We start from the raw sequence: 20,134 nt of genomic DNA, 5'->3' as shown, positions 1-20,134 counted from the left end.
ACATCTCCTTTTTTTCAGATTATATCTGAAACTTGAAATTTATTTTCTAGCTCGTATTTTCTACTTTTACATCCACAATTTCCCAATTTTTCATTTTCAATCAAATTTCTGAAATCAAATTATCTGCTATTTAACAATCCCTTTTGAAATCACATCCAAATCCCCATCACTAAACTGAATATTCGTTTTCGCCCCTGTATCAGCTAGTATTTTTTGTGCAATCATTGTTGTCAACGGATAAATAATATTAAAATGGTTTCCACCAGTTATTTCATATGATTTAAATGGAAGCTGATATTTATCTGCAACTTTTTGCATAACTCTATAAACTGGCTGACTATCATCTTTTCCCTCAAAATGAAATGTTGGACTTGTGATTGAACGCATATATCTTAATGATGAGCGAACCGCTATTTCTCTAGGGTTTGTTCTATCAAATGGAGGATTCATTCCAGCGTAATCATATTTTTCTAATGACATAAGTTCTGTTGCCGCTCCCATTGCAAAAACTGCTCTAAATCCTTTTGAATATTCACTTAATAAGACTGCTTTTGTCCCACCTGTACTATGCCCAACAAGATAAATTCTATTTGGATCAACATAAGGCAGTGAAGCGACATACTTCCTAGCTTCTTCTAAATCTTCAATTTCTCCATAAAACATCTCAAATTTACCAGGATTGTTATTTTCAGCACGTGCACTTGGGACAAATAGAACAAATTCATCTCTTTTAAATGCATCTGCTCTTTGATAATTATCTTTTGGAGCCTCTTTTCCCCAGATTTCCATTGTTCCACCAAATCCACCATTTAAATACATTATTACTGGATACTTTTTACCATCATTTTTTGGAGTGATATATCCTTCCATTTCCCCAATTTTTGTTGGATATTTTACTAATTCCACTCCACTATTTTTAGGCGGTGCAGCCAATTTACCGTCTGGTTCAAATTCCGACTGGCCCTCAATCAAAGTTGTCTTAAAATTTTTATGTGCTTCTTCCAAAGTTTCTCCATATATTTCAACTCCAAAACTGTCATCAATTTCTTTACTATTTTTTTCACTCTTTTGAACTTCTGTATTTGCGTTTGAATTTTTACCTCCGTTCCCGCAAGATACTACAAAAGTTGCTAAAATTAGCAATAAAAGTAATATTTTTTTCATAAAGTCACCTTTCTTTTTTTATTTATTGTTCCAACATTCTTCTTTTGCCCACTCTTTCAGCTAATTTTTCAAAGTATCCACTTTCAATCAAATTATTTCTGTTCTGTATCCACCATGCTTTTCCATTAATTTGGGCAAAATTTATTATTTCTTTTTTTATTTTATCCCCAATTCTTACTGATATTGTCAATTTATAGTTTACGATTCCTTTTTTTAAATCAATTTTTTCTATATCATCAACATCTATTCTTGTTAAAAGCCCTTTAATTCCACCAAGCATCCCAACTTCGAAAAACAATATTTCATTCTCCTTAAAAAGTATATAACACGGCTTCATCCCTGCTTTCATAATCAATCCAATAAGCCCCATCATCAAAAATGAATTCAAATTTCTTTCTCTTTTAATACCATAAATAAAATTTTTATCATATTCTATCCCATTTTGCTTGAAATATTCTTCTACTTTCAACTGTTCTTTTGATTTTTCTGCCATCTTTTAAATTTTCCTTTCTAATTTTTATTCTATTATTTCAATAAACAACTTCCTTCTCAGCAGCATCATTAACCTTTTTAGTCAATTTCCCATCCTCATCATAAAATTCATCATGATATAAGTTTTTCAAAAAGACATATGAAATAAATAGTTTCTATTATATTTTTCACTTATATTTTTTAAATTTTGTGAATTAAGTTGAAATCCCATATAGGATTAACATATTCTTTTTAGATTTTTTATCTACTACATAATTCCATAAACATATAAATAAAATAGTTATTAAATAGTACCAATCTAAAAAATGTAATATTTTATTTGTATATATATAATTAAAAATATATGAACTTATATAAATAATCAATACTAAAAACAAATTTTTTTTGTACATATTTCTTCTTTTAACCTCTAATTTTTCATTTTTAAACCCCTAAATCCTCAAATAATTCTTCAGCACTATTATACCCTTTTCTTTCAATTTTACCACTCAAAATATCTTCAGTTTCCTGCATTGCCTTTAAAGTTTCTTTATTAGGAACTTTCAACTCAAACGGAATACCCTGCTCCAAAATACACTTCTTCAAAAATAAATTCATCGCTGTACTCATATTAAGCCCCATTTTCTTAAACAAAGTTTCCGCTTCCTTTTTCACATTTTCATCAACTCTAGCTGTTACTGTAGCCATTTTTACCACTCCTTTGTAATACTTTTGTTATACAATGTAATTATATTACTAAATGGTATAAAAATCAATTTTTTTATTAAAAATTTATCCTGCAAAATCTCCACCTGAAAATTCTCCATTTATATTTCCGTATACAAACATTATATGTCCGCTAAATATTAATTCATCTATATCAAACAACGAAACATTGAAATTGCCATCTTCATTTAATGTTATAGAATTTACATAAATCAATTTTTTAAATGCTTCTAGCGACAATTCTTCATCATTTACCATTTTTTCAGCTTCTTCTTTTCCAACTATTTCAGCTAAATCTTCAATTAAACCAGGCATATCTTCATCTTCATAATCTGCCGACGGCTCCCACCAATACTGAGCATCTTCAAGAATATATTCTCCTGCCGCATCTTTTATCTTTTTATCCCATTCTTTAGAATTTTCAACCAATATTTTCAAATTCTCCAACTTTTCCCTAATTTCATCAATTTCTTTTTCAAAATCCTCAAAATTCAAATCTACTTCAATATTTTTACCATTCCACAAAACTTTTAAATAACTGTTCTTTTTAGAATCCTTTTTAAGACTTTCCATTATTTCCTCAACATTTATCTCTTTTAAAATTTTATTTTTCAAATTCAAATTCTCCTTCTTGTTATATTTTTTATTTTTTATTCAAATTTTTTCCATTTTAAATTATTAAATAAAATCTCTACTCTTCTATTACTATATTTCCCTTGATCTGTTTCATTTAAATCAACTGGATTTTCTTCTCCTTTACCACTTATTTCTCCAATTGAAATAGTATCTTTTAAACCAAATTCTCTAAATAATCTAGCAACATTTCTAGCCCTTATCAACGATAATTTTTGATTATATTTTTTTGTCCCATTTGAATCAGTGTGCCCTATAAAATCTACAGTTCCACTTTCTCCAAATTCATTTAATACATTCACAATTTCTTTGAGTTCTGATATTTCATTCTCGTTTATTATTTTTCCATCAACTTTAAAACCTCTTAAAACACATTTTTTCTCTGTCGTACTACAAGGTCCTCCTAACATTGAAAAAGAGATACTCACAATTGTAAATATACAAAAAACAATAATTTTTTTCATAAAATTCCTCCAATTTAAAACAAATCCTAATGTGTCTCTATTCTCAAAATATCAAAACCAAGATATTTTTTTCAATTTTATAAATTAAGAGCCAATCAGACTGAATATGACATTCTCTAAATCCTTTGTAATACTTTTGCTATACAATGTAATCATATTCCTAAATATTGTAAAACTTAATATTTCCCATTATTTCTTCTAAAAAAATTAATAAGTGTAACAATTACATATCCAAAACTGAAAATAAAAAGAAAATATTTTAACGCTAAGATTATTACTAAAATTAGAGTAATGAGCCATTTTCGTTCTTTTGGAAGATAATCAAATATTTTTGTTGGTACCTTAAATGGAATTGTACTTATCATTAAAATTGATGCAATTACAATGATTGCAATGAAAAATTTTAGATTAAAAAAATTAATTTCTAAATTTTTTTCAATCGCATTACACACTAAAATATACGAACAAATCATTCCTGCTGCATTTGGTATTGGCATACCAACAAAATCAGACTTTTCGCTAGAAGAAATTGTATCAATATTGAATCTTGCTAATCTAATTACTCCACAAATAGCATAAACGAATGAAATGAGAACCACGAATATGCTTCCGTTCATTTCTTTTTCCAAGAGAAAATATATTAGCAATGCTGGTGCCAAACCAAAAGAAAATGCATCACAAAAAGAATCAAATTCCTTTCCAAATTCAGTAAAAGCATTAAATTTTCTAGCAACTTGACCATCAATACTATCAAAAAACATTGCTAAAATTATAAACCAAATACTTGTAACAAAATTTCCCTTAATTGATTCTAAAATGCTCAAATAACCCATAAATATATTTCCAGCAGTAACAATATTCGGTATCAAAACTTCTTTTTTTATCATATTCTAATCCTCGCTTTATTCAGAAAGTTTTTTCTTTTCTCGTTTCCTCTATTCAATTCCTTTTTACTACATAAACTTTCGTTTCTTCAAAAAAATGTGCCTGAAAACTCAAAATATTGAATTTAACAACTTTTACAAAAATTACATTTTCTTTTTCCAAATTTTTCTATTATTTTACAGTTCCCAAACACATTTTATTCTTTAATCCATAAAAAATTCTTCTATTTCTCCATCAAATTTAAGATTCTCACAATCTTTATCGACTATTTATGACTTTCCTCATACTTCCTAATCTCATTTTCATGCTGCAAAGTCAACCCAATCGAATCCAACCCCTTAAGCAATCTTTGTTTCCAGCTTTCTTCCAACTCAAAAACATATTCTTTTCCATTCGCAATCAATTTATTGTTTTCCAAATCAACTGTAACTTTCGCATCTCCAGGTAATTTTGATAATTCGATTCTATCTGCTTCTGGCAATGTTATTGGCAAATGTCCGTTATTTAACCAGTTCATGTAAAAAATTCCTGAATATCCTCCAGCCACAATTACATGAATTCCATAATCTTGCAATGCCCAAGCAGCGTGTTCTCTACTCGATCCACAACCAAAATTTTCTCCAGTAATCAAAATTGTTCCATTTTTGTATTCTGGCTTATTCAAATTAAAATCCATATTGTCAGACCCGTCTTCGTTATATCTCCACTCATCGAAAACATGTTTTCCAAATCCTGTTTTTTCAATACTTTTCAAGTATTGTTTTGGAATTAATTGATCTGTATCTATGTTATTATTCATTATTGGAACAATTGTTCCTTCATATTTTGTAAATGGTTTCATATTTTATTCTCCTTGTTTTTTTTATTTTGATTTTTATGGTCTAAGGTATCTTGTTTTACTATAAACTTTTTCTTCTGAAGTATATACAATAAAATTTAAAAATGATGCCGCCAATTTATTTTCTTCCCATTTTTTAAATGCAGAAGTTTCAACTACAAAATCATAAGTACCTATTCCTTTTGATTTAAAAAAATGGTGATCACTTCTTTTCTGTATTGGAAACGATATTTTTAATATTTTCTATACTATTTTTTATTTTTCCCATTGCATATCTCCTAAAAAATTACTTTTATTCTAATAATTATACACAAAATAATAAACAAATAAATATAATAATTACTTTTTATTTTTAAATTGCATATTTTCCTTAAAAAAAATATTATTATTATAATATCAATAAAATATACTTTTACTATAAATGAAAACATATAAAATAATGAATAAATAATAAAATTAAACATAAAAAATTTTAAATATATGTACTTTATAGCAGAAATTAATAAAAGAATATCAAAATATTTTTTTAGGTTCTTATTTTTTAAATTCATTTTTATAATATAAAGTATTAAAATTATGAAAAATATTGATAAAATTTTAACTATTAAAAAATTTTCATTATCCAAAAAAAGAAGATCTCTTTGAAGATATAATCCTGTTGCACTTTGAAATACCAATTTTTCATAATCTATTTTCATTTTGTTATCAAAAATATTAATTGAATTTAAAATTGAATAAATTAAAATTAGCATTGTACTGGTAAAAATATCAAAATTGTAAAGAATCAATATTAAACATAATATAATAAAAATTAATATCTTGCTAAAATTCATCAATTTTACTTTCATGATATATCGTTTCCTTTATACTAAAATTCCTATTTCACTTCATCCAATTCTCTAACATCCACAAATTTTCCATAAATTGCCGCTGCTGCTGCCATTGCTGGACTTACTAAGTGAGTTCTTGCTCCTTTTCCTTGTCTTCCTTCAAAGTTTCTGTTTGAAGTTGACGCACAATGTTCTCCGCTTGGAATTAAGTCTGGGTTCATTCCTAAGCAAGTTGAGCATCCAGCTTCTCTCCACTCAAATCCTGCGTCTTTGAATATTTGTGCGATTCCGTTTTTTTCAGCTGCTTTTTTAACAAGTTGTGATCCTGGAACGACTACTGCTGTAATGTTTGGAGCAACTTTCTTCCCTTTTACAATTTTTGCTGCAATTTCTAAGTCTGCTAACCTTCCATTTGTGCAAGATCCGATAAATACATGTTTTAATGGAATGTCGTAAGGTGATCCTCCTGGTGTAAGTCCCATGTAGTTGTACGCTCTTTCGTAGTTTACATCTTTAATTTCAGGGAATCTTTCACTTATTCCAATTCCCATTTCAGGGTTTGTTCCCCAAGTTACTTGTGGTTCAAGGTTTGAAACATCAACTTTTATGTATTTGTCAAATGCATCTACAGAATCCGTGTACAATTCTTTCCATTCAGCCACTTTTTTATCAAATTCTTCGCCTTTTGGTGCAAATCTTCTTCCTCTTACATATTCAAAAGTAGTTTCGTCAGGTGCGATAATTCCTGATTTTCCTCCTCCTTCAATTGCCATGTTACAAATAGTCATTCTTCCTTCCATTGACATATTTCTAATTGTATCTCCAAAAAATTCAAATGCATACCCATTTCCTAGCCCAATTCCGTAAGTTTTAATAATATGTAAAATTATATCCTTCGCATAAACACCTTTTTGCAATTCACCAGTTATTTCAATTCCCATTGTTTTTGGTTTCTTTTGCCAAATTGTCTGTGTCGCCAAAACATGTTCCACTTCACTTGTTCCAATTCCAAATGCCAAAGCTCCAAAAGCTCCATGAGTCGCAGTATGGCTATCTCCACAAACTACAGTTTTTCCAGGCTGTGTCAACCCTTGTTCAGGTCCAACCATATGCACAATTCCATTATTTTCATTAAACATATCAACCAACTCAATTCCAAATTCTTTACAGTTTGCCGACAATGCATCCAACTGTGCCTTTGAAACTTTATCTTTAATATTCATTCTGTCAGCCATAATTGTTGGCGTATTGTGATCCATTGTTCCAAATGTCAAGTCAGGTCTTCTAACCTTTCTCCCTGCAATTCTCAATCCTGAAAACGCTTGTGGCGAAGTAACTTCATGAATCAAGTGCAAATCAATATACAAAAGTTGTGCTTCTCCAGGTTCTCCTGTAATCACATGTTTTTCCCAAACTTTATCAAACAAAGTTTTTGGGTTTTTCTCTTTATTTTTAATTTCTGACATTTTTTCTCCTCCGATTTTCTCTCCAAATTTTTTATTTATATTTTTTTATTTATTAACCTATTTAAAATTGTTCCATTCGTTTCTTTTCAAATTCTTGCAATTCCTTCACTTTATCTAAAATAATATCTGCATTTTGTTCCCTTAAATAGTTCATATACAATGCTCTATCATTTTTTTCAATCACAATCAGTCAACATATAGTCAATTGCCTTTTTGTGATTCAAAACTTCAAAAACCTCACGAATACTCTTACCTCCGGGTATAGTTGTTTTTATATCCATTTTCCCAACTTTCTATTTTCTGTCTACCCAATAAAATCAATAACAATCCCAATTGTAGAAAACATCTGAAAAGTCCCTATTTTTTAATTTTTCACGATTAATAAAGAAATTCATCACTCCACAATCTCCAATCATTATTTCTTTTCCACTATTAATTTGAAATAACAAAGTATCGTATTCATTCATTTCATCGCCTTTTCTTGGTTCAGATTGTGTGAAAAATGGAAATCCATTACATTTTGTACCAATATTTTCTTCATAAAATTCATATCCATAAATTTCTTCCACTTCTTCAGACAATTTATCTTTTTCATCAAATTTAAAATTTTCTTCTTCCCATACTTTTTCAAATAAAATATCTAAAAAATCATAGTCTAAATTCTCTTTTTGTTTTCCCAAAGAAAATTCCATTTTGCAAGGATGATGTGCTATCAAAAAATCCCATGCCGAGTCATATTTGTAAGGATTATATATTTTCTTAAACTCATCTTCCAAATAGTAATCTTCAATTTTCTCATAATAAATTATATCAAAACCATTCCGATTTGTACTGTTGTCAAAATCTAATCCCATCAAGTCATCTCCCAAAACCCAAAATTGCAAAATTCCTTCTTTTGGAAAATCTTCTAGACCTTTTAAGTCAGCACAATTTATCTGTGCAAGAAACATAAACTGTTTCCCTTCTGAATTTGTTGGAATTTTACTTCCTTTTGGAATATATGGAATTCCTTCAATTTTACTGTCTGTTATTTTTATTTCCTTTGAAGTATTGACTGAAGCATTTGCAACAATCATTTCTTTTGCTGTTTCATAATACTTTTTTTTAATTTTTTCAAAAATCTCTTTTGCTAACTTCTTTAATTCTTTATCTTCCATATCACACCACTTCCAAATTTTAATTAATTCTCTTCAACTCAAAAATCACAATCTCAGGCTGTGCAAAAAATCGAATAAACATCTCAAGAAAAGCACCACCAACTCCAGAAGTAATATAAATTTTATGTCCGCCATACTCTTTCATTCCATAGCCATATTTTTTCTTATCCTTCACTGCCGACACAATAATTTTTCCAAAAAAAGTAACCTGTCCAGCGTGGGTGTGTCCTGCTAAAATCATATCAGTTTTTTCCTTTTCAGCTTCTGACATTTTCTCAAAATATTCAGGATTATGAGTTAAAAATAACACAAAATCTTCTTTTTTCGTACCTTCAAGAGCTTTTTTCGCATCAGGATTTCCATGCCACAAGTCAGTAACTCCAGCGATGTATATTTTCTCATTATTTATCGTTACTTTTCTATTTTCATTTGTAAGCAGATTAAATCCAATTTTTTTCATATTTTCAGCAGTTTCCTTTTCACCTGGATACTCATGATTTCCATAAATCGCATATACTCCAAGTTCAGGAATTTTAATATTTTTAGCATCTTCATAAAACTTAGGAATATTTTTCTCCCAAGTCGCATAATCTCCACCTAAAAGAATCATATCCTTTTTTTGTGCATTAATCAGTTCAATTGCCTTTTTCTGCTGCTTTCTATTAAACCGTGTCATCGTATCATACTGAAAATCCGCCACAAACAGCACTCTTTTCCCATCAAATTCTTTTGGAATATCTTTTGACTTTACCTCAATTGTCCTAATTTTAATATGCCTGTACTCATAATGAGCATAAATTAAAAATATCACAATTAGTCCCGCAAAAACCAACAGAAATTTAATAATCCAACTTTTTGCCTTCATTTTTTCTCCTTTTAAATAAAATAAATGTCGATTCAATTTCTATTCACTCACAAATTCCCCAACTTTTTCAAGAAATTTCTTTCTATCATCATCTTTTCCTTTTGCTCTTAAACTATAATGAATCCATTTTGTGTTTTTTATTCCGACTCCACCAAGATTCGCCTTTCTCATCGTCATTCCAAACCCCATTATATTTAATAAAAACTTTGGTGCTTCAGCCGTTGTAATCATTTTAGCCGATTTTATTGGCAAAAGTCCTTTTATTCCATATTTCCCACTTTCATAAGCAAATCCTCTCAACATAACTTTATCCAAAAATCCTTTTAATATCGCAGGTAATGACATCCACCAAATCGGAAAAATTAATATTAATTCATCTGTATTTTTCAAAATTTCCTGATATTTCAAAACTAAAGGATCAGCACTTTTTCCTTGTGAATACAACTCCAAATCTTTTTCAGTCATCACAGGATTGAATCCATCTTTATTCAAATCTATAATCGTATATTTTTCTTTTGTTTCTTCCAACTTTTCCACTACTTTATCTAAAATTGCCTTATTAAAACTTCCATTCCATGGGTGTGAGAAAATTACTGTTTTCATTTTTAAATTTCCTTCTCTCCGTAATCAATTTTCTAATTAATATTCCACTTCATTATTATTTCTACTTTCAAACAATGTCTTCTGCCTTTCTATTTCATTTATTAATTCCTCTTCACTAGGCAAATAATTTACATATTTACTTGCAAAGAGGTTTTTATTATCATTCAAAACCGAATACTTTATAATAGTTCCGTCTGTTTCCGTACAAAGAAGAAGTCCTATTGTTGGATTATCATTTTCCTGTTTTTTTAAGTCATCATACATTCTTACATACATATCAAGTTGTCCAATATCCTGATGTGTTAATTTTTCAGTTTTTAATTCCACTATAACAAAACATTTCAAAATATAGTTATAAAATACCAAATCAATATAAAAATCTGAATTTTCTGTACGAATATGCTGTTGCCTTTCCACAAATGCAAAACCTTTTCCAAGTTCCATCATAAACTTTTGAATATCATCTGTTAATGCTTTTTCTAATTCATTTTCTGTATAAGACATATTTGTTGGTAAATCTAGAAACTCCAAAACTACTGGATTTTTTATAAATTCTTCTGCTTGTAGTTTTTTTGTCTTCTCTTTCATTTCATTTTCGACAATTTTTTTATCAATACTTGCAACAATACGATTATAGTAAAGTGTAGATATATTCCTATCCAAAGTTCTTACAGACCACATATTTTCTGCTGCTTCTGTTAAATAAAATATTCTAGCCTTCTCATCAGAAACTCTTAAAACTTTTTGAATGTGTGTCCAAGTTAATTTGGAAATCAGTGATTTCCATTTTTCATAATCTGAAAATAGTATATAAAACTGTCTAATATTCCGAATATTTCTTTCACCAAAACCTTTTCCAAATTCTTCTGTCAATTCTTTTGATAAATTTTTGATAATTTCTTTCCCGTATTCTGCTCTTTCTCTTCCACTCTGTTCTTCTTCTACAATTCTTCTTCCAATTTCCCAATATGCTTCCACCATCGCCGAATTTACAGCGGTATATGCTTTTTGTCTAGCATTTTTAAGTATTTTCTTTATTTCATTAATGTAATTATTTGATATTTCCATCAAAATCCCCTCCCTTTTAAAATTACTTATTATAAAGTCTGTTTATTCGATTTTTTTATAATCCTTTAATCCATTTTTCTACATGATCAGCCACAATATCATTATTTAAATTCTGAAATATAAAATGATCATTCCCAAAAATACCTTCTTTTGGAAGTTCAAATAAAACTGAATTTCCGCCTTCATCATTGTAATTTTTTACAAAATTTTTACATTTTTCCAATCTTTCCTGCCAAATTGGAGTTGATAAAATTTTAGGATCTCCATTTTCAATGTAATCACCAAAATAAAATGCTATAGGTATTTTTTGTGCCAATAATTCTTTGTATTCTATACTATTTTCTGCTGCAGGTCCACCAGGTTCAATTGCAACTATTGCTTTTATATTTTTTGTATAAACAGGTGCTAACCAACCTGGAGATCCTCCTTGAGAATGGCTAATAAGTATAGATTTTTTACTTATTCTCTTGTATACTTCATCAATAGTGGCAGCAAGAGCCTTCGCAACAACTTCTTTATCAAAATCAAACCCTCTGTCAGATTTCATTCCTATATCAAGAGTCATTTGTCTGAAAAATTGGTCAATTGAGTATTCATCGTCTGAAAATTGCTAGTTTGTATTTAAAACTGCCCTATATAAATCAATATTTTTTTATTTACTCTTTTACTTTCAAAACTAAAGGATTTCCAAAAACAAAATATAGATTCATCACTATAACAAATAAAATCATATATAAAAAACCTTTACTAGCTTCTATTTTTAGTTTTATTTTCAAGAAAGCTCCAAGTAATGAAATTATAACTAAACATACAAAAAGTAAATATACTCTATAATTTTGTTTTATTTCAATTTCTGTAACTTCTTTTTCAATATTTATTTTTTGTTCAGAACTTTTAAAATACAAAGTTCGTACTTTAATTGTATGTTCTCCATAATCTACATTTTCAATTTCTTTTTTATTTTCTTTAAATTTTATAACTTTATCATCCAGAAAAAAATTCATTGAAGTATTTTTTTTACCTGATTTATCATTTATAACCAATTTAGGCATAATTTCTCACCTCTTCAAAAGAAAACTATTTATTATAAAGTCTATTTATCCCATTAATATAAGCCTTAATACTAGCCTCAACAACATCTGTACTTTGTCCTCTACCAATAAATCTGTTTCCATTTTTCTCAATTATAACGACAACCTGTGCCTGTGCATCTGTATCCCCTGTAATTGCTTCCAATTTATATTCTTCTAAGACAAAAGTGTCATTCACTGCTAAGTTTACTGCATTGTAAGCCGCATCAACTGGTCCATCTCCAAGAGCTTCTTTAACCAATTTTTCTCCATCCAAGTCGATTGTAACTGTAGCTTTTGGTTTTTTACCTTCCTGTCTTGAAATTTCAAAGTGAGTTAATTTGATTCTTCCTTCGATTTTTGCCGCATCTCCAGCAACTAATGCGATAATATCTTCATCTAAAACATATTTTTTCTTGTCTGCCAATTTTTTAAATTGTACAAATAATTCTTCCACTCTGTCACTTCCAACATGGTCAAATCCTAAAGATTCCAACTTTTGTATAAAAGCGTGTTTTCCTGAATGTTTTCCAAGTACCAAGCTGTCTGGATTTCTTCCTACAGATTCTGGACTCATAATTTCGTAAGTTTCAGGATTTGCTAAAACTCCGTGCTGATGGATTCCTGATTCATGAGCAAATGCGTTTGCTCCAACAATTGCTTTATTAGGCTGTGTTGCAACTCCTGTCAAAAGGCTTACTAATTTACTTGTTGGATAAATTTGCTTTGAATCAATGTTCGTGTAATATTCTTCAAATAAATCTTTTCTTGTTTTCAAAATCATTGCAATTTCCTCAAGTGAAGTATTTCCGGCTCTTTCTCCAAGTCCATTAATTGTACATTCAATTTGAGTTGCTCCAGCTTGAATTGCCGCAACTGAATTTGCTACAGAAAGTCCCAAGTCATCGTGACAATGCACAGAAATATCCACATTTTCAATTCCTTTTACATTTTTTTTCAAATAACTTATCAATTCAAACATTTCATTTGGAGTTCTGTAACCCACAGTATCAGGCACATTTAATGTAGTAGCTCCAGCTTTTATAGCTGTTTCATATACCTCCACCAAAAATTCTTTCTCTGTTCTAGTCGCATCTTCTGAAGAAAATTCAACATCATCAACAAATGATTTTGCAAGTTCCACCATTTCTCTTGTTCTTTCTACAATTTGCTCTTTTGTCATTTTCAGCTTAAACTCTCTGTGAATAGGCGAAGTCGCAATGAATGTATGAATTCTAGGTTTTGCCGCACCTTTTAGAGCCTCCCCTGCTGCTTCAATATCTTTTTTCACAGCTCTTGACAAACTACAAACTGTTGAATTTTTTACATTTTCAGCAATCATTTTTACAGCTTCAAAATCTCCAGGCGATGCCACAGCAAACCCAGCTTCAATTATATCCACTCCCAAACTTTCCAATTGTTTTGCAATTCTCAATTTTTCTTCAGCATTAAGATTAACTCTTGGTGTTTGTTCTCCATCTCGTAGTGTTGTATCGAATATTTTAATATGCTTTTTCATTGTCTTATTCTCCTTGTAAATTAATTTTCTTGTTTCGCTTTTTTATTTTCTATATCTCAATTTATCAAATTTAAAAATTTCTTTCAAAATATTCACTCTAAAAAAAGTTCACTTTAAAAACAAAAATTTACTATTTCTTCACAGCTTCAAATCTCAATCTTACATAATCAGCTATAATTTGTCCATTTTCATTTTTTTCAAGCTCTTTTTCCACTTTTTCAGCTATTTCATCAATCAATTTTTCGTGCATTTCTTTCGGAATATTCACAAAAGCAGGTGCAGAAAAGGTTTGTAGCCATCCTTTTATCCCTGTTGGAAGTAAAGTTGGACGAGAAAAACTTATCATTCTTTTTACTTTTAAGCCATATTTATTAAGTAATTCTGTTTCTTCTTTTTCTGTCGGAAAAAACCAGCATTTTACAGCTTTAAAATTATGTCTTCTTGCAACTTCAAACATTGCATTTTCTATTTTTTCCACATTTCCTTTGCAACCCATTTCGACCACAAATCGTCCACCTTTTTTGAGTGCTTTTGCCACACCTTCCAAAACTTTATCAGGATTTGTCATCCAATGAAGTGCCGCATTGGAAAAAATTGCATCAAATTCATTTTCAAAATTCATATTCTGTGCATCGCCTTGTATCGCATCAACTCCCAATTTTCTAGTCGCTTCAACAAATTTCTGACTTCCATCTAGTCCCAAAACTTTGCACCCATATTTTGAAATTTCCTTAGTCAATACACCATCTCCACAGCCTAAATCCAAAATATATTCATCCTTTTTCGGATTCAGCCATTTAATCAGTTCCTTTCCATAATCCGAAACAAACCGTGCATTTTTTTCATACTTTTCCTTTTCCCAATGCTGACTCACACTCATTTTCTGTACCTTCTTTCTGTGCTATTACAATATTTCTCTATTTTTAACAAAATAATAATCAATATTTATATTCATTGATACTCAATCCTAAAATCCCAAAATTCACTTCAAAATTTCTAAAATTCTACAATTTTTCTCCACGACTCATCGCTACAACCCCAGTTTTCGCAATTTCCAAAACTCCATAATTGTGCATAATTTCCACAAATCCACGCAATTTTTTCACATCTCCTGTAAGTTCAATAACTAATGAAGTTGGTGATACATCTAAAACTTTTCCTCTATAAATATCCGCAACTTGAACGATTTGTGCTCTAGTTTCTGGATCAGATTTCACTTTTATTAACATCAATTCTCTTCTGATAACATTTTCAACTGGGAAAACTTTTACTTTTACAACATCCACAATTTTATAAACTTGTTTTTGAATTTGATTTAATGTTTTGTCGTCTCCTTCTACTGTCATTGTCAATCTCGCATAACCAGGTTTATTTGTAACTCCTGCTGTCATTTTTAAAACAGAATATCCTCTTCTATTGAATAAAGACATTATTCTCGACACAATTCCATCAGTATTTTTTGCAATTATTAAAATTTCATGTTCTCTATTCATTTTCTAACACACCTTTCTTTCCGATCATTTGACTTACAGTTTTTCCTGCTGGAATCATCGGGAATACATTTTCTTCTTTTTCAACAACACATTCGATTAACACACCTTCATCAGATAATATTAAATCTTTCAATTTTGTTCTCAAGTCTTCTTTATTTGTCAATCTAGCATTTTTAATTCCATATGCTTCTGCAATTTTAATGAAATCTGGATTTATTTCCAAATCAACAAATGAATATCTTCTATCTTTAAACAATTCTTGCCATTGTCTAACCATTCCCAAGTAAGAATTGTTCAAGATAACAACTTTTACTGGTAAATTGTATTGTTTAATCATCATTAATTCTTGTAATGTCATTTGGAAACCACCATCTCCAACGATTAAAACAACTTTTTTATCAGGTGCTCCAATTTGTGCTCCAATTGCTGCAGGAAGTCCAAATCCCATTGTTCCAGCTCCTCCTGAAGTTACGATTGAATCAGGATTTTTGTAAGTGAAATATTGAGCAGCCCACATTTGATGTTGACCAACATCAGTTACAACAATTGTGTCCCCTTGCAAAATATCGTCAATCGCTTTTAGAACTTCTTGTGGAAGCAATTTATCTTCTCCAACTTCTCTATGTCCTAATGGATATTCTTTTTTCCATTCAACAACTTTTTTAACCCATTCCTCGTGAGTTTGTGGCTCAATTTCAGCATTAATATCAGTCAATACATATTTTAAATCCCCAACAATTGGCACATCAGCCCTTTTATTCTTATCAATTTCAGCTGGATCAATGTCAATGTGAATAACTTTTGCATTTTCAATAAATTTATTAGGATTTCCAGCAATTCTGTCATCAAATCTAATTCCAGCCGCAATTACTAAATCTGCCTCATCTGTCGCATAATTCGCCGGTACAGTTCCGTGCATTCCTAACATTCCAAGAGATAATTCGTGTGATTCAGGAAATGCTCCCAATCCAAGTAATGTCGTAGCCACAGGTGTTTGTGTCTTTTCAGCATAGTCAAACAATTCTTTCGACGCTTTCGATTTCAAAACTCCCGCTCCTGCAATTATCAACGGTTTTTTTGCTTCTTTTATCAATTTAATTGCTCTTTTAATTTGACCTTGATGTCCTTCATAAGTTGGTGAATATCCTTCCAATTCAATTTTTTCATCAAATAATCTCTCAAATTCTTCATATGGAATTTGATGAACTTGAATATCGTTTGGAATATCAATAAGAACTGGTCCTGGTCTACCTGTTGTCGCAATGTAGTAAGCCTCTTTTACAACTCTAGGTATTTCTTTTATATTTTGAATCAAATAATTACATTTTGTAATTGGCATTGTAATTCCAACTGTATCAGTTTCTTGGAAAGCATCTCTTCCCAATAAATTTGATCTAACTTGTCCAGTTATCGCAATCATTGGTACAGAATCCATATGTGCTGTCATTATTCCCGTAACCATATTTGTCGCACCAGGCCCTGAAGTCGCAAGACAAACTCCCACTTTTCCAGAAACTCTCGCATAACCATCTGCCGCATGTGACAATCCTTGCTCATGTCTTGCAAAATAGTAATTTATTTTGTCATAACTATAAATTTCATCAAATATTGGAATTACCGCTCCTCCCGGATATCCAAAAATATCTGTTATTCCTAATCTGTGTAGCGATTCTAGTAAAATTCTACCACCGTTTATCATCTTAGTTTCACTCATTGTTTCAACCACCTTTTCTTAATTTTTTATTTTCTAATCATCAATCATTGCTTGTGCATTCAATCTTCTAATTATATATCCTTTTTTCTCAAATTCTTGAGTTATTTTATTAATATGTTCTTCTCCATTTGTTTCAACTGTAACTTGTAATTCAACTTCATGGAATCTGTCTAAATTCTTAAACTGATTATGTTCAAGTCTAATTACATTCGCATTTTGTTCCGAAAGAATTTGCGATACAGCCACCAATTGTCCTGGTTTGTCAGGCAAATCAACCGCAAATGTAAAAATTCTTCCTCTAGCTACCAATCCTTTATTAATCATAGATGAAATAGTTAATACATCTATATTACCACCACTTATTATTGAAATTATCTTTTTCCCTGTAACATTCAATTTTTTCAATCCTGCCACAGCCAAAATTCCCGAATTTTCCGCAACAATTTTATGTTTTTCAACCAAAACCAAAAATGCCGCCATTAACTCATAATCAGATACAGTAACTATGTCATCTACATATTTTTCAATATAGTCAAATGTAATGTCACCAATTTTTTTAACAGCTGTTCCATCTGCAATTGTATTTGCTTCATCAAGTTCAACCACATGATGACTTTTTCTAGCCTCCAATGCACTCGCTGCACCTTCTGGCTCAACACCAATTATTTTTATCAATGGATTTTTTAATTTCGCAGCCGAAGCAATTCCTGAAATAAGTCCTCCTCCACCAATTGGCACCAAAATAATATCCGCATCAGGCAATTCCTCCAAAACTTCTAAAGCAATAGTTCCTTGCCCTTCAATTACATCTTCGTCATTAAACGGATGCACAAAAGTGTACCCTTCTTTTTCCTGCAATTTTTTTGCATACTCATAAGCCTCATCATAAACTTCCCCAGTTAAAATAACTTCCGCACCATATCTTCTAGTCGCTTCAACCTTAATAAGCGGCGTATGTTTAGGCATAACAATTACAGCCTTAATTCCTAATTTTTGAGCAGCTAATGCCACACCTTGTGCATGATTTCCAGCCGATGCTGCAATTACTCCCCTTTTTTTCTCTTCTTCCGTCAATTTCGCAATTTTATTATAAGCACCTCTTATTTTAAATGCACCTGTTCTTTGCAAATTTTCTGGTTTAATGTAAACTTCATTTCCAGTTTCATTGGAAAAAATGCTACTGTGAATCAATTTTGTTTTTGTAATCACAGTATTTAATCTTTCTCTTGCTTCTATAAAATCATATAGTTTATGCAATTTCGTCACCTTCTTAAAAAAATTTTTTTAAACTAATATTTTTTAACAAGGAGTTTTATTCTAAACTCCTTGTCATATTTTTAATACACACTATAATTCAATCTTGCTACTAATCTTCTAAAATTTCAATTGCTCCTCTATCTGCAGAAGACACATGCATAGCATATTTTTTCAAGTATCCTTTTACTTGAAGTTTAAATGGTTCCAATTTAGCTTTTCTAGCTTCAATTTCTTCATCAGAGATTTTAATATTAATTGATCTGTTTGGAATATCAATTTCCACAATATCTCCATTTTGAATAATCGCAATATTTCCACCTGAAGCAGCTTCTGGCGAAACGTGTCCAATCGAAGCACCTCTCGTAGCTCCAGAGAATCTTCCATCTGTAATTAACGCAACATCTTTATCAAGACCCATTCCTGCAATCATAGCTGTTGGCGATAACATTTCTCTCATTCCTGGTCCACCTTTTGGTCCTTCATATCTAATAATTACAACATCTCCTGCTACAATTTCTCCACCAACAATCGCTTTAACGGCTTCTTCTTCACTATTAAATACTTTTGCAGGTCCTGTATGTTGCAACATTTCTGGATCTACCGCACCTTCTTTAACAACACATCCATTTGGTGCCAAGTTCCCTTTCAATACAGCAATTCCTCCAGTTTTGTAAGCTGGTTTATCCCAAGGTTTAATTACATCGTCATCATTAATGAATGCATCTTTTGCCAATTCTCCTTGTGTTTGCAATGCTACAGTTTTTGCATCTCCATGCAATCTTTCATTTTCAAGCAATCTCTTCATAACTCCAGTAACTCCACCAGCTCTATACAAGTCTTCAATGAAGTATTCTCCTGATGGTGACAATTTACAAATTTGACGAGTTTTTTGCGCAATTTCATTAAAGTCACTTAAAGTCAAGTCAATTCCAGCTTCATGAGCAATCGCAGGTAAATGTAACGCTGTATTAGAAGATCCTCCAAGTGCCATATCTACTGCAACCGCATTTTCAAATGCTTCTCTTGTTAAAATATCACTTGGTCTTAAATCTGCTTTTAAAACTTCCATAATTTGCATTCCCGCTTTTTTAGCAAGTCTTGCTCTTTCTGAAAATACAGCTGGAACAGTTCCATTTCCTGGAAGTCCCATTCCAAGTGCTTCTGTTAAGCAGTTCATAGTATTTGCAGTATACATTCCTGCACATGATCCACAAGTCGGACAAGCCATTTCTTCTACAGAATTTAATTCTTTTCTAGTAATTTGCCCAGTGTTATAAGCTCCAACCGCTTCAAATACATTACTTAATCCAATTTTTTTACCTTTATAAACTCCTGCAAGCATTGCTCCTCCACTTACAAATATTGAAGGTATATTCAATCTTGCCGCAGCAATCAACATTCCAGGCACTACTTTATCACAACTTGGCATAAACACAATCGCATCAAATGGAGTAGCCATAGCAACCGCTTCAATCGAATCTGCAATTATATTTCTCGTAACCAACGAATATTTCATCCCAATATGATTCATCGCAAGTCCATCACAAATTCCAATTGTATTAAATTCCATTGGAACTCCTCCAGCCATTCTAATTCCATCTTTTACCGATTGAACCAAGTTTTTCAAATGAACATGCCCTGGTATTATTTCATTAAATGAGTTCGCAATCCCAATTATTGGTTTTTCCATTTCATCTCCTATGAAACCTAACCCTTTTAACAATGATCTATGTGGTGCTCTTGCTGCACCTTTTGTTAAATTATCACTTCTTCCTTTTCCATTTCCTGACATTTTGATTTCACTCTCCTGTTTTATATTTTTTGTTTTATATTTTGTTTTTTAACATTATACACTATATCGAAAAAACTTGCAAAATAAAAAGGCGACCCTTTTGAATCGCCTTAAAAGTT

21 protein-coding genes and 1 pseudogene are annotated in these 20,134 nt (G+C 30.6%); all 22 read right to left on the bottom strand.

Translation table 11 applies throughout. The features are described 5' to 3' along the window. Window positions 1–126 precede the first annotated feature (126 nt). Entirely contained in the window at window positions 127–1,164 is a 1,038-nt protein-coding gene (locus J4863_RS01800; RefSeq protein ID WP_211618788.1) for a S9 family peptidase, read from the bottom strand. Between the two features lie 22 nt (window positions 1,165–1,186). Then, window positions 1,187–1,657 (bottom strand): hypothetical protein, encoded by a 471-nt coding sequence (locus J4863_RS01795; protein ID WP_211618787.1) that lies wholly within the window; start codon window positions 1,655–1,657, stop codon window positions 1,187–1,189. A gap of 422 nt (window positions 1,658–2,079) precedes the next feature. After that, window positions 2,080–2,343 carry a type II toxin-antitoxin system RelB/DinJ family antitoxin gene (locus J4863_RS01790; RefSeq protein WP_211618786.1) on the bottom strand — a complete coding sequence of 88 codons (264 nt, stop codon included), beginning with the start codon at window positions 2,341–2,343 and terminating at the stop codon, window positions 2,080–2,082. Between the two features lie 84 nt (window positions 2,344–2,427). Further along, a complete protein-coding gene (locus J4863_RS01785; protein WP_211618785.1) occupies window positions 2,428–2,976 on the bottom strand; it encodes a DUF2262 domain-containing protein in 549 nt (182 codons plus the stop codon). A gap of 35 nt (window positions 2,977–3,011) precedes the next feature. Further along, entirely contained in the window at window positions 3,012–3,458 is a 447-nt protein-coding gene (locus tag J4863_RS01780; RefSeq protein WP_211618784.1) for an OmpA family protein, read from the bottom strand. A gap of 43 nt (window positions 3,459–3,501) precedes the next feature. After that, window positions 3,502–3,579: pseudogene (locus J4863_RS01775) on the bottom strand (type II toxin-antitoxin system mRNA interferase toxin, RelE/StbE family); the annotation flags it as partial. Between the two features lie 55 nt (window positions 3,580–3,634). After that, window positions 3,635–4,345 (bottom strand): CDP-diacylglycerol--serine O-phosphatidyltransferase, encoded by a 711-nt coding sequence (pssA, locus tag J4863_RS01770; RefSeq protein ID WP_211618783.1) that lies wholly within the window; start codon window positions 4,343–4,345, stop codon window positions 3,635–3,637. Between the two features lie 263 nt (window positions 4,346–4,608). Next, complete coding sequence (gene leuD, locus J4863_RS01765; protein WP_211618782.1) at window positions 4,609–5,184, bottom strand: 3-isopropylmalate dehydratase small subunit; 576 nt, start codon at window positions 5,182–5,184, stop codon at window positions 4,609–4,611. Between the two features lie 874 nt (window positions 5,185–6,058). After that, window positions 6,059–7,477, bottom strand: a complete 1,419-nt coding sequence (gene leuC, locus J4863_RS01760) for a 3-isopropylmalate dehydratase large subunit (RefSeq protein WP_211618781.1) — start codon at window positions 7,475–7,477, stop codon at window positions 6,059–6,061. A 61-nt stretch (window positions 7,478–7,538) separates the two neighbouring features. Beyond that, window positions 7,539–7,661, bottom strand: coding sequence for a hypothetical protein (locus J4863_RS09480; RefSeq protein ID WP_256439012.1), 123 nt, complete (start codon window positions 7,659–7,661; stop codon window positions 7,539–7,541). 133 nt (window positions 7,662–7,794) lie between these two features. Next, window positions 7,795–8,634 (bottom strand): YwqG family protein, encoded by an 840-nt coding sequence (locus tag J4863_RS01750; protein WP_211618780.1) that lies wholly within the window; start codon window positions 8,632–8,634, stop codon window positions 7,795–7,797. 19 nt (window positions 8,635–8,653) lie between these two features. Then, window positions 8,654–9,499 carry a metallophosphoesterase gene (locus tag J4863_RS01745; protein WP_211618779.1) on the bottom strand — a complete coding sequence of 282 codons (846 nt, stop codon included), beginning with the start codon at window positions 9,497–9,499 and terminating at the stop codon, window positions 8,654–8,656. A gap of 39 nt (window positions 9,500–9,538) precedes the next feature. Continuing rightward, window positions 9,539–10,102: an NAD(P)H-dependent oxidoreductase gene (locus J4863_RS01740; RefSeq protein ID WP_211618778.1), complete on the bottom strand. Its 564-nt coding sequence runs from the start codon at window positions 10,100–10,102 to the stop codon at window positions 9,539–9,541. Window positions 10,103–10,138: 36 nt separating this feature from the next. Continuing rightward, a complete protein-coding gene (locus J4863_RS01735) occupies window positions 10,139–11,170 on the bottom strand; it encodes a YhcG family protein (protein ID WP_211618777.1) in 1,032 nt (343 codons plus the stop codon). Window positions 11,171–11,225: 55 nt separating this feature from the next. Beyond that, window positions 11,226–11,717, bottom strand: coding sequence for a hypothetical protein (locus tag J4863_RS01730; RefSeq protein WP_211619371.1), 492 nt, complete (start codon window positions 11,715–11,717; stop codon window positions 11,226–11,228). Window positions 11,718–11,826: 109 nt separating this feature from the next. Next, entirely contained in the window at window positions 11,827–12,222 is a 396-nt protein-coding gene (locus tag J4863_RS01725; protein ID WP_211618776.1) for a hypothetical protein, read from the bottom strand. Between the two features lie 25 nt (window positions 12,223–12,247). Further along, window positions 12,248–13,780: a 2-isopropylmalate synthase gene (locus J4863_RS01720; RefSeq protein ID WP_256439030.1), complete on the bottom strand. Its 1,533-nt coding sequence runs from the start codon at window positions 13,778–13,780 to the stop codon at window positions 12,248–12,250. A gap of 109 nt (window positions 13,781–13,889) precedes the next feature. Beyond that, complete coding sequence (locus tag J4863_RS01715) at window positions 13,890–14,639, bottom strand: class I SAM-dependent methyltransferase (protein WP_211618774.1); 750 nt, start codon at window positions 14,637–14,639, stop codon at window positions 13,890–13,892. 124 nt (window positions 14,640–14,763) lie between these two features. Continuing rightward, window positions 14,764–15,252 (bottom strand): acetolactate synthase small subunit, encoded by a 489-nt coding sequence (gene ilvN / locus J4863_RS01710; RefSeq protein ID WP_147004189.1) that lies wholly within the window; start codon window positions 15,250–15,252, stop codon window positions 14,764–14,766. Then, window positions 15,245–16,966, bottom strand: a complete 1,722-nt coding sequence (gene ilvB, locus J4863_RS01705) for a biosynthetic-type acetolactate synthase large subunit (protein ID WP_211618773.1) — start codon at window positions 16,964–16,966, stop codon at window positions 15,245–15,247. Before ilvB ends, ilvN begins: the two co-directional genes overlap by 8 nt. A 33-nt stretch (window positions 16,967–16,999) precedes the next feature. Then, entirely contained in the window at window positions 17,000–18,223 is a 1,224-nt protein-coding gene (gene ilvA, locus J4863_RS01700) for a threonine ammonia-lyase (protein WP_211618772.1), read from the bottom strand. Between the two features lie 109 nt (window positions 18,224–18,332). Beyond that, a complete protein-coding gene (gene ilvD, locus J4863_RS01695) occupies window positions 18,333–20,015 on the bottom strand; it encodes a dihydroxy-acid dehydratase (protein ID WP_211618771.1) in 1,683 nt (560 codons plus the stop codon). Window positions 20,016–20,134: the final 119 nt, after the last annotated feature.

Origin of the sequence: Leptotrichia sp. oral taxon 221, assembly GCF_018128245.1 — a bacterium.
GTDB lineage: Bacteria > Fusobacteriota > Fusobacteriia > Fusobacteriales > Leptotrichiaceae > JABCPH02.
This window is presented reverse-complemented; position numbering and strand designations above follow the sequence as displayed.

What these genes read in the sequence shown, in the direction of transcription:
- J4863_RS01800 (WP_211618788.1), bottom strand. Translation starts at nt 1,164, where the DNA reads ATGAAAAAAATATTACTTTTATTGCTAATTTTAGCAACTTTTGTAGTA.
- J4863_RS01795 (WP_211618787.1), bottom strand. Translation starts at nt 1,657, where the DNA reads ATGGCAGAAAAATCAAAAGAACAGTTGAAAGTAGAAGAATATTTCAAG.
- J4863_RS01790 (WP_211618786.1), bottom strand. Translation starts at nt 2,343, where the DNA reads ATGGCTACAGTAACAGCTAGAGTTGATGAAAATGTGAAAAAGGAAGCG.
- J4863_RS01780 (WP_211618784.1), bottom strand. Translation starts at nt 3,458, where the DNA reads ATGAAAAAAATTATTGTTTTTTGTATATTTACAATTGTGAGTATCTCT.
- pssA (WP_211618783.1), bottom strand. Translation starts at nt 4,345, where the DNA reads ATGATAAAAAAAGAAGTTTTGATACCGAATATTGTTACTGCTGGAAAT.
- leuD (WP_211618782.1), bottom strand. Translation starts at nt 5,184, where the DNA reads ATGAAACCATTTACAAAATATGAAGGAACAATTGTTCCAATAATGAAT.
- leuC (WP_211618781.1), bottom strand. Translation starts at nt 7,477, where the DNA reads ATGTCAGAAATTAAAAATAAAGAGAAAAACCCAAAAACTTTGTTTGAT.
- J4863_RS01750 (WP_211618780.1), bottom strand. Translation starts at nt 8,634, where the DNA reads ATGGAAGATAAAGAATTAAAGAAGTTAGCAAAAGAGATTTTTGAAAAA.
- J4863_RS01745 (WP_211618779.1), bottom strand. Translation starts at nt 9,499, where the DNA reads ATGAAGGCAAAAAGTTGGATTATTAAATTTCTGTTGGTTTTTGCGGGA.
- J4863_RS01740 (WP_211618778.1), bottom strand. Translation starts at nt 10,102, where the DNA reads ATGAAAACAGTAATTTTCTCACACCCATGGAATGGAAGTTTTAATAAG.
- J4863_RS01735 (WP_211618777.1), bottom strand. Translation starts at nt 11,170, where the DNA reads ATGGAAATATCAAATAATTACATTAATGAAATAAAGAAAATACTTAAA.
- J4863_RS01730 (WP_211619371.1), bottom strand. Translation starts at nt 11,717, where the DNA reads ATGAAATCTGACAGAGGGTTTGATTTTGATAAAGAAGTTGTTGCGAAG.
- J4863_RS01725 (WP_211618776.1), bottom strand. Translation starts at nt 12,222, where the DNA reads ATGCCTAAATTGGTTATAAATGATAAATCAGGTAAAAAAAATACTTCA.
- J4863_RS01715 (WP_211618774.1), bottom strand. Translation starts at nt 14,639, where the DNA reads ATGAGTGTGAGTCAGCATTGGGAAAAGGAAAAGTATGAAAAAAATGCA.
- ilvN (WP_147004189.1), bottom strand. Translation starts at nt 15,252, where the DNA reads ATGAATAGAGAACATGAAATTTTAATAATTGCAAAAAATACTGATGGA.
- ilvB (WP_211618773.1), bottom strand. Translation starts at nt 16,966, where the DNA reads ATGAGTGAAACTAAGATGATAAACGGTGGTAGAATTTTACTAGAATCG.
- ilvD (WP_211618771.1), bottom strand. Translation starts at nt 20,015, where the DNA reads ATGTCAGGAAATGGAAAAGGAAGAAGTGATAATTTAACAAAAGGTGCA.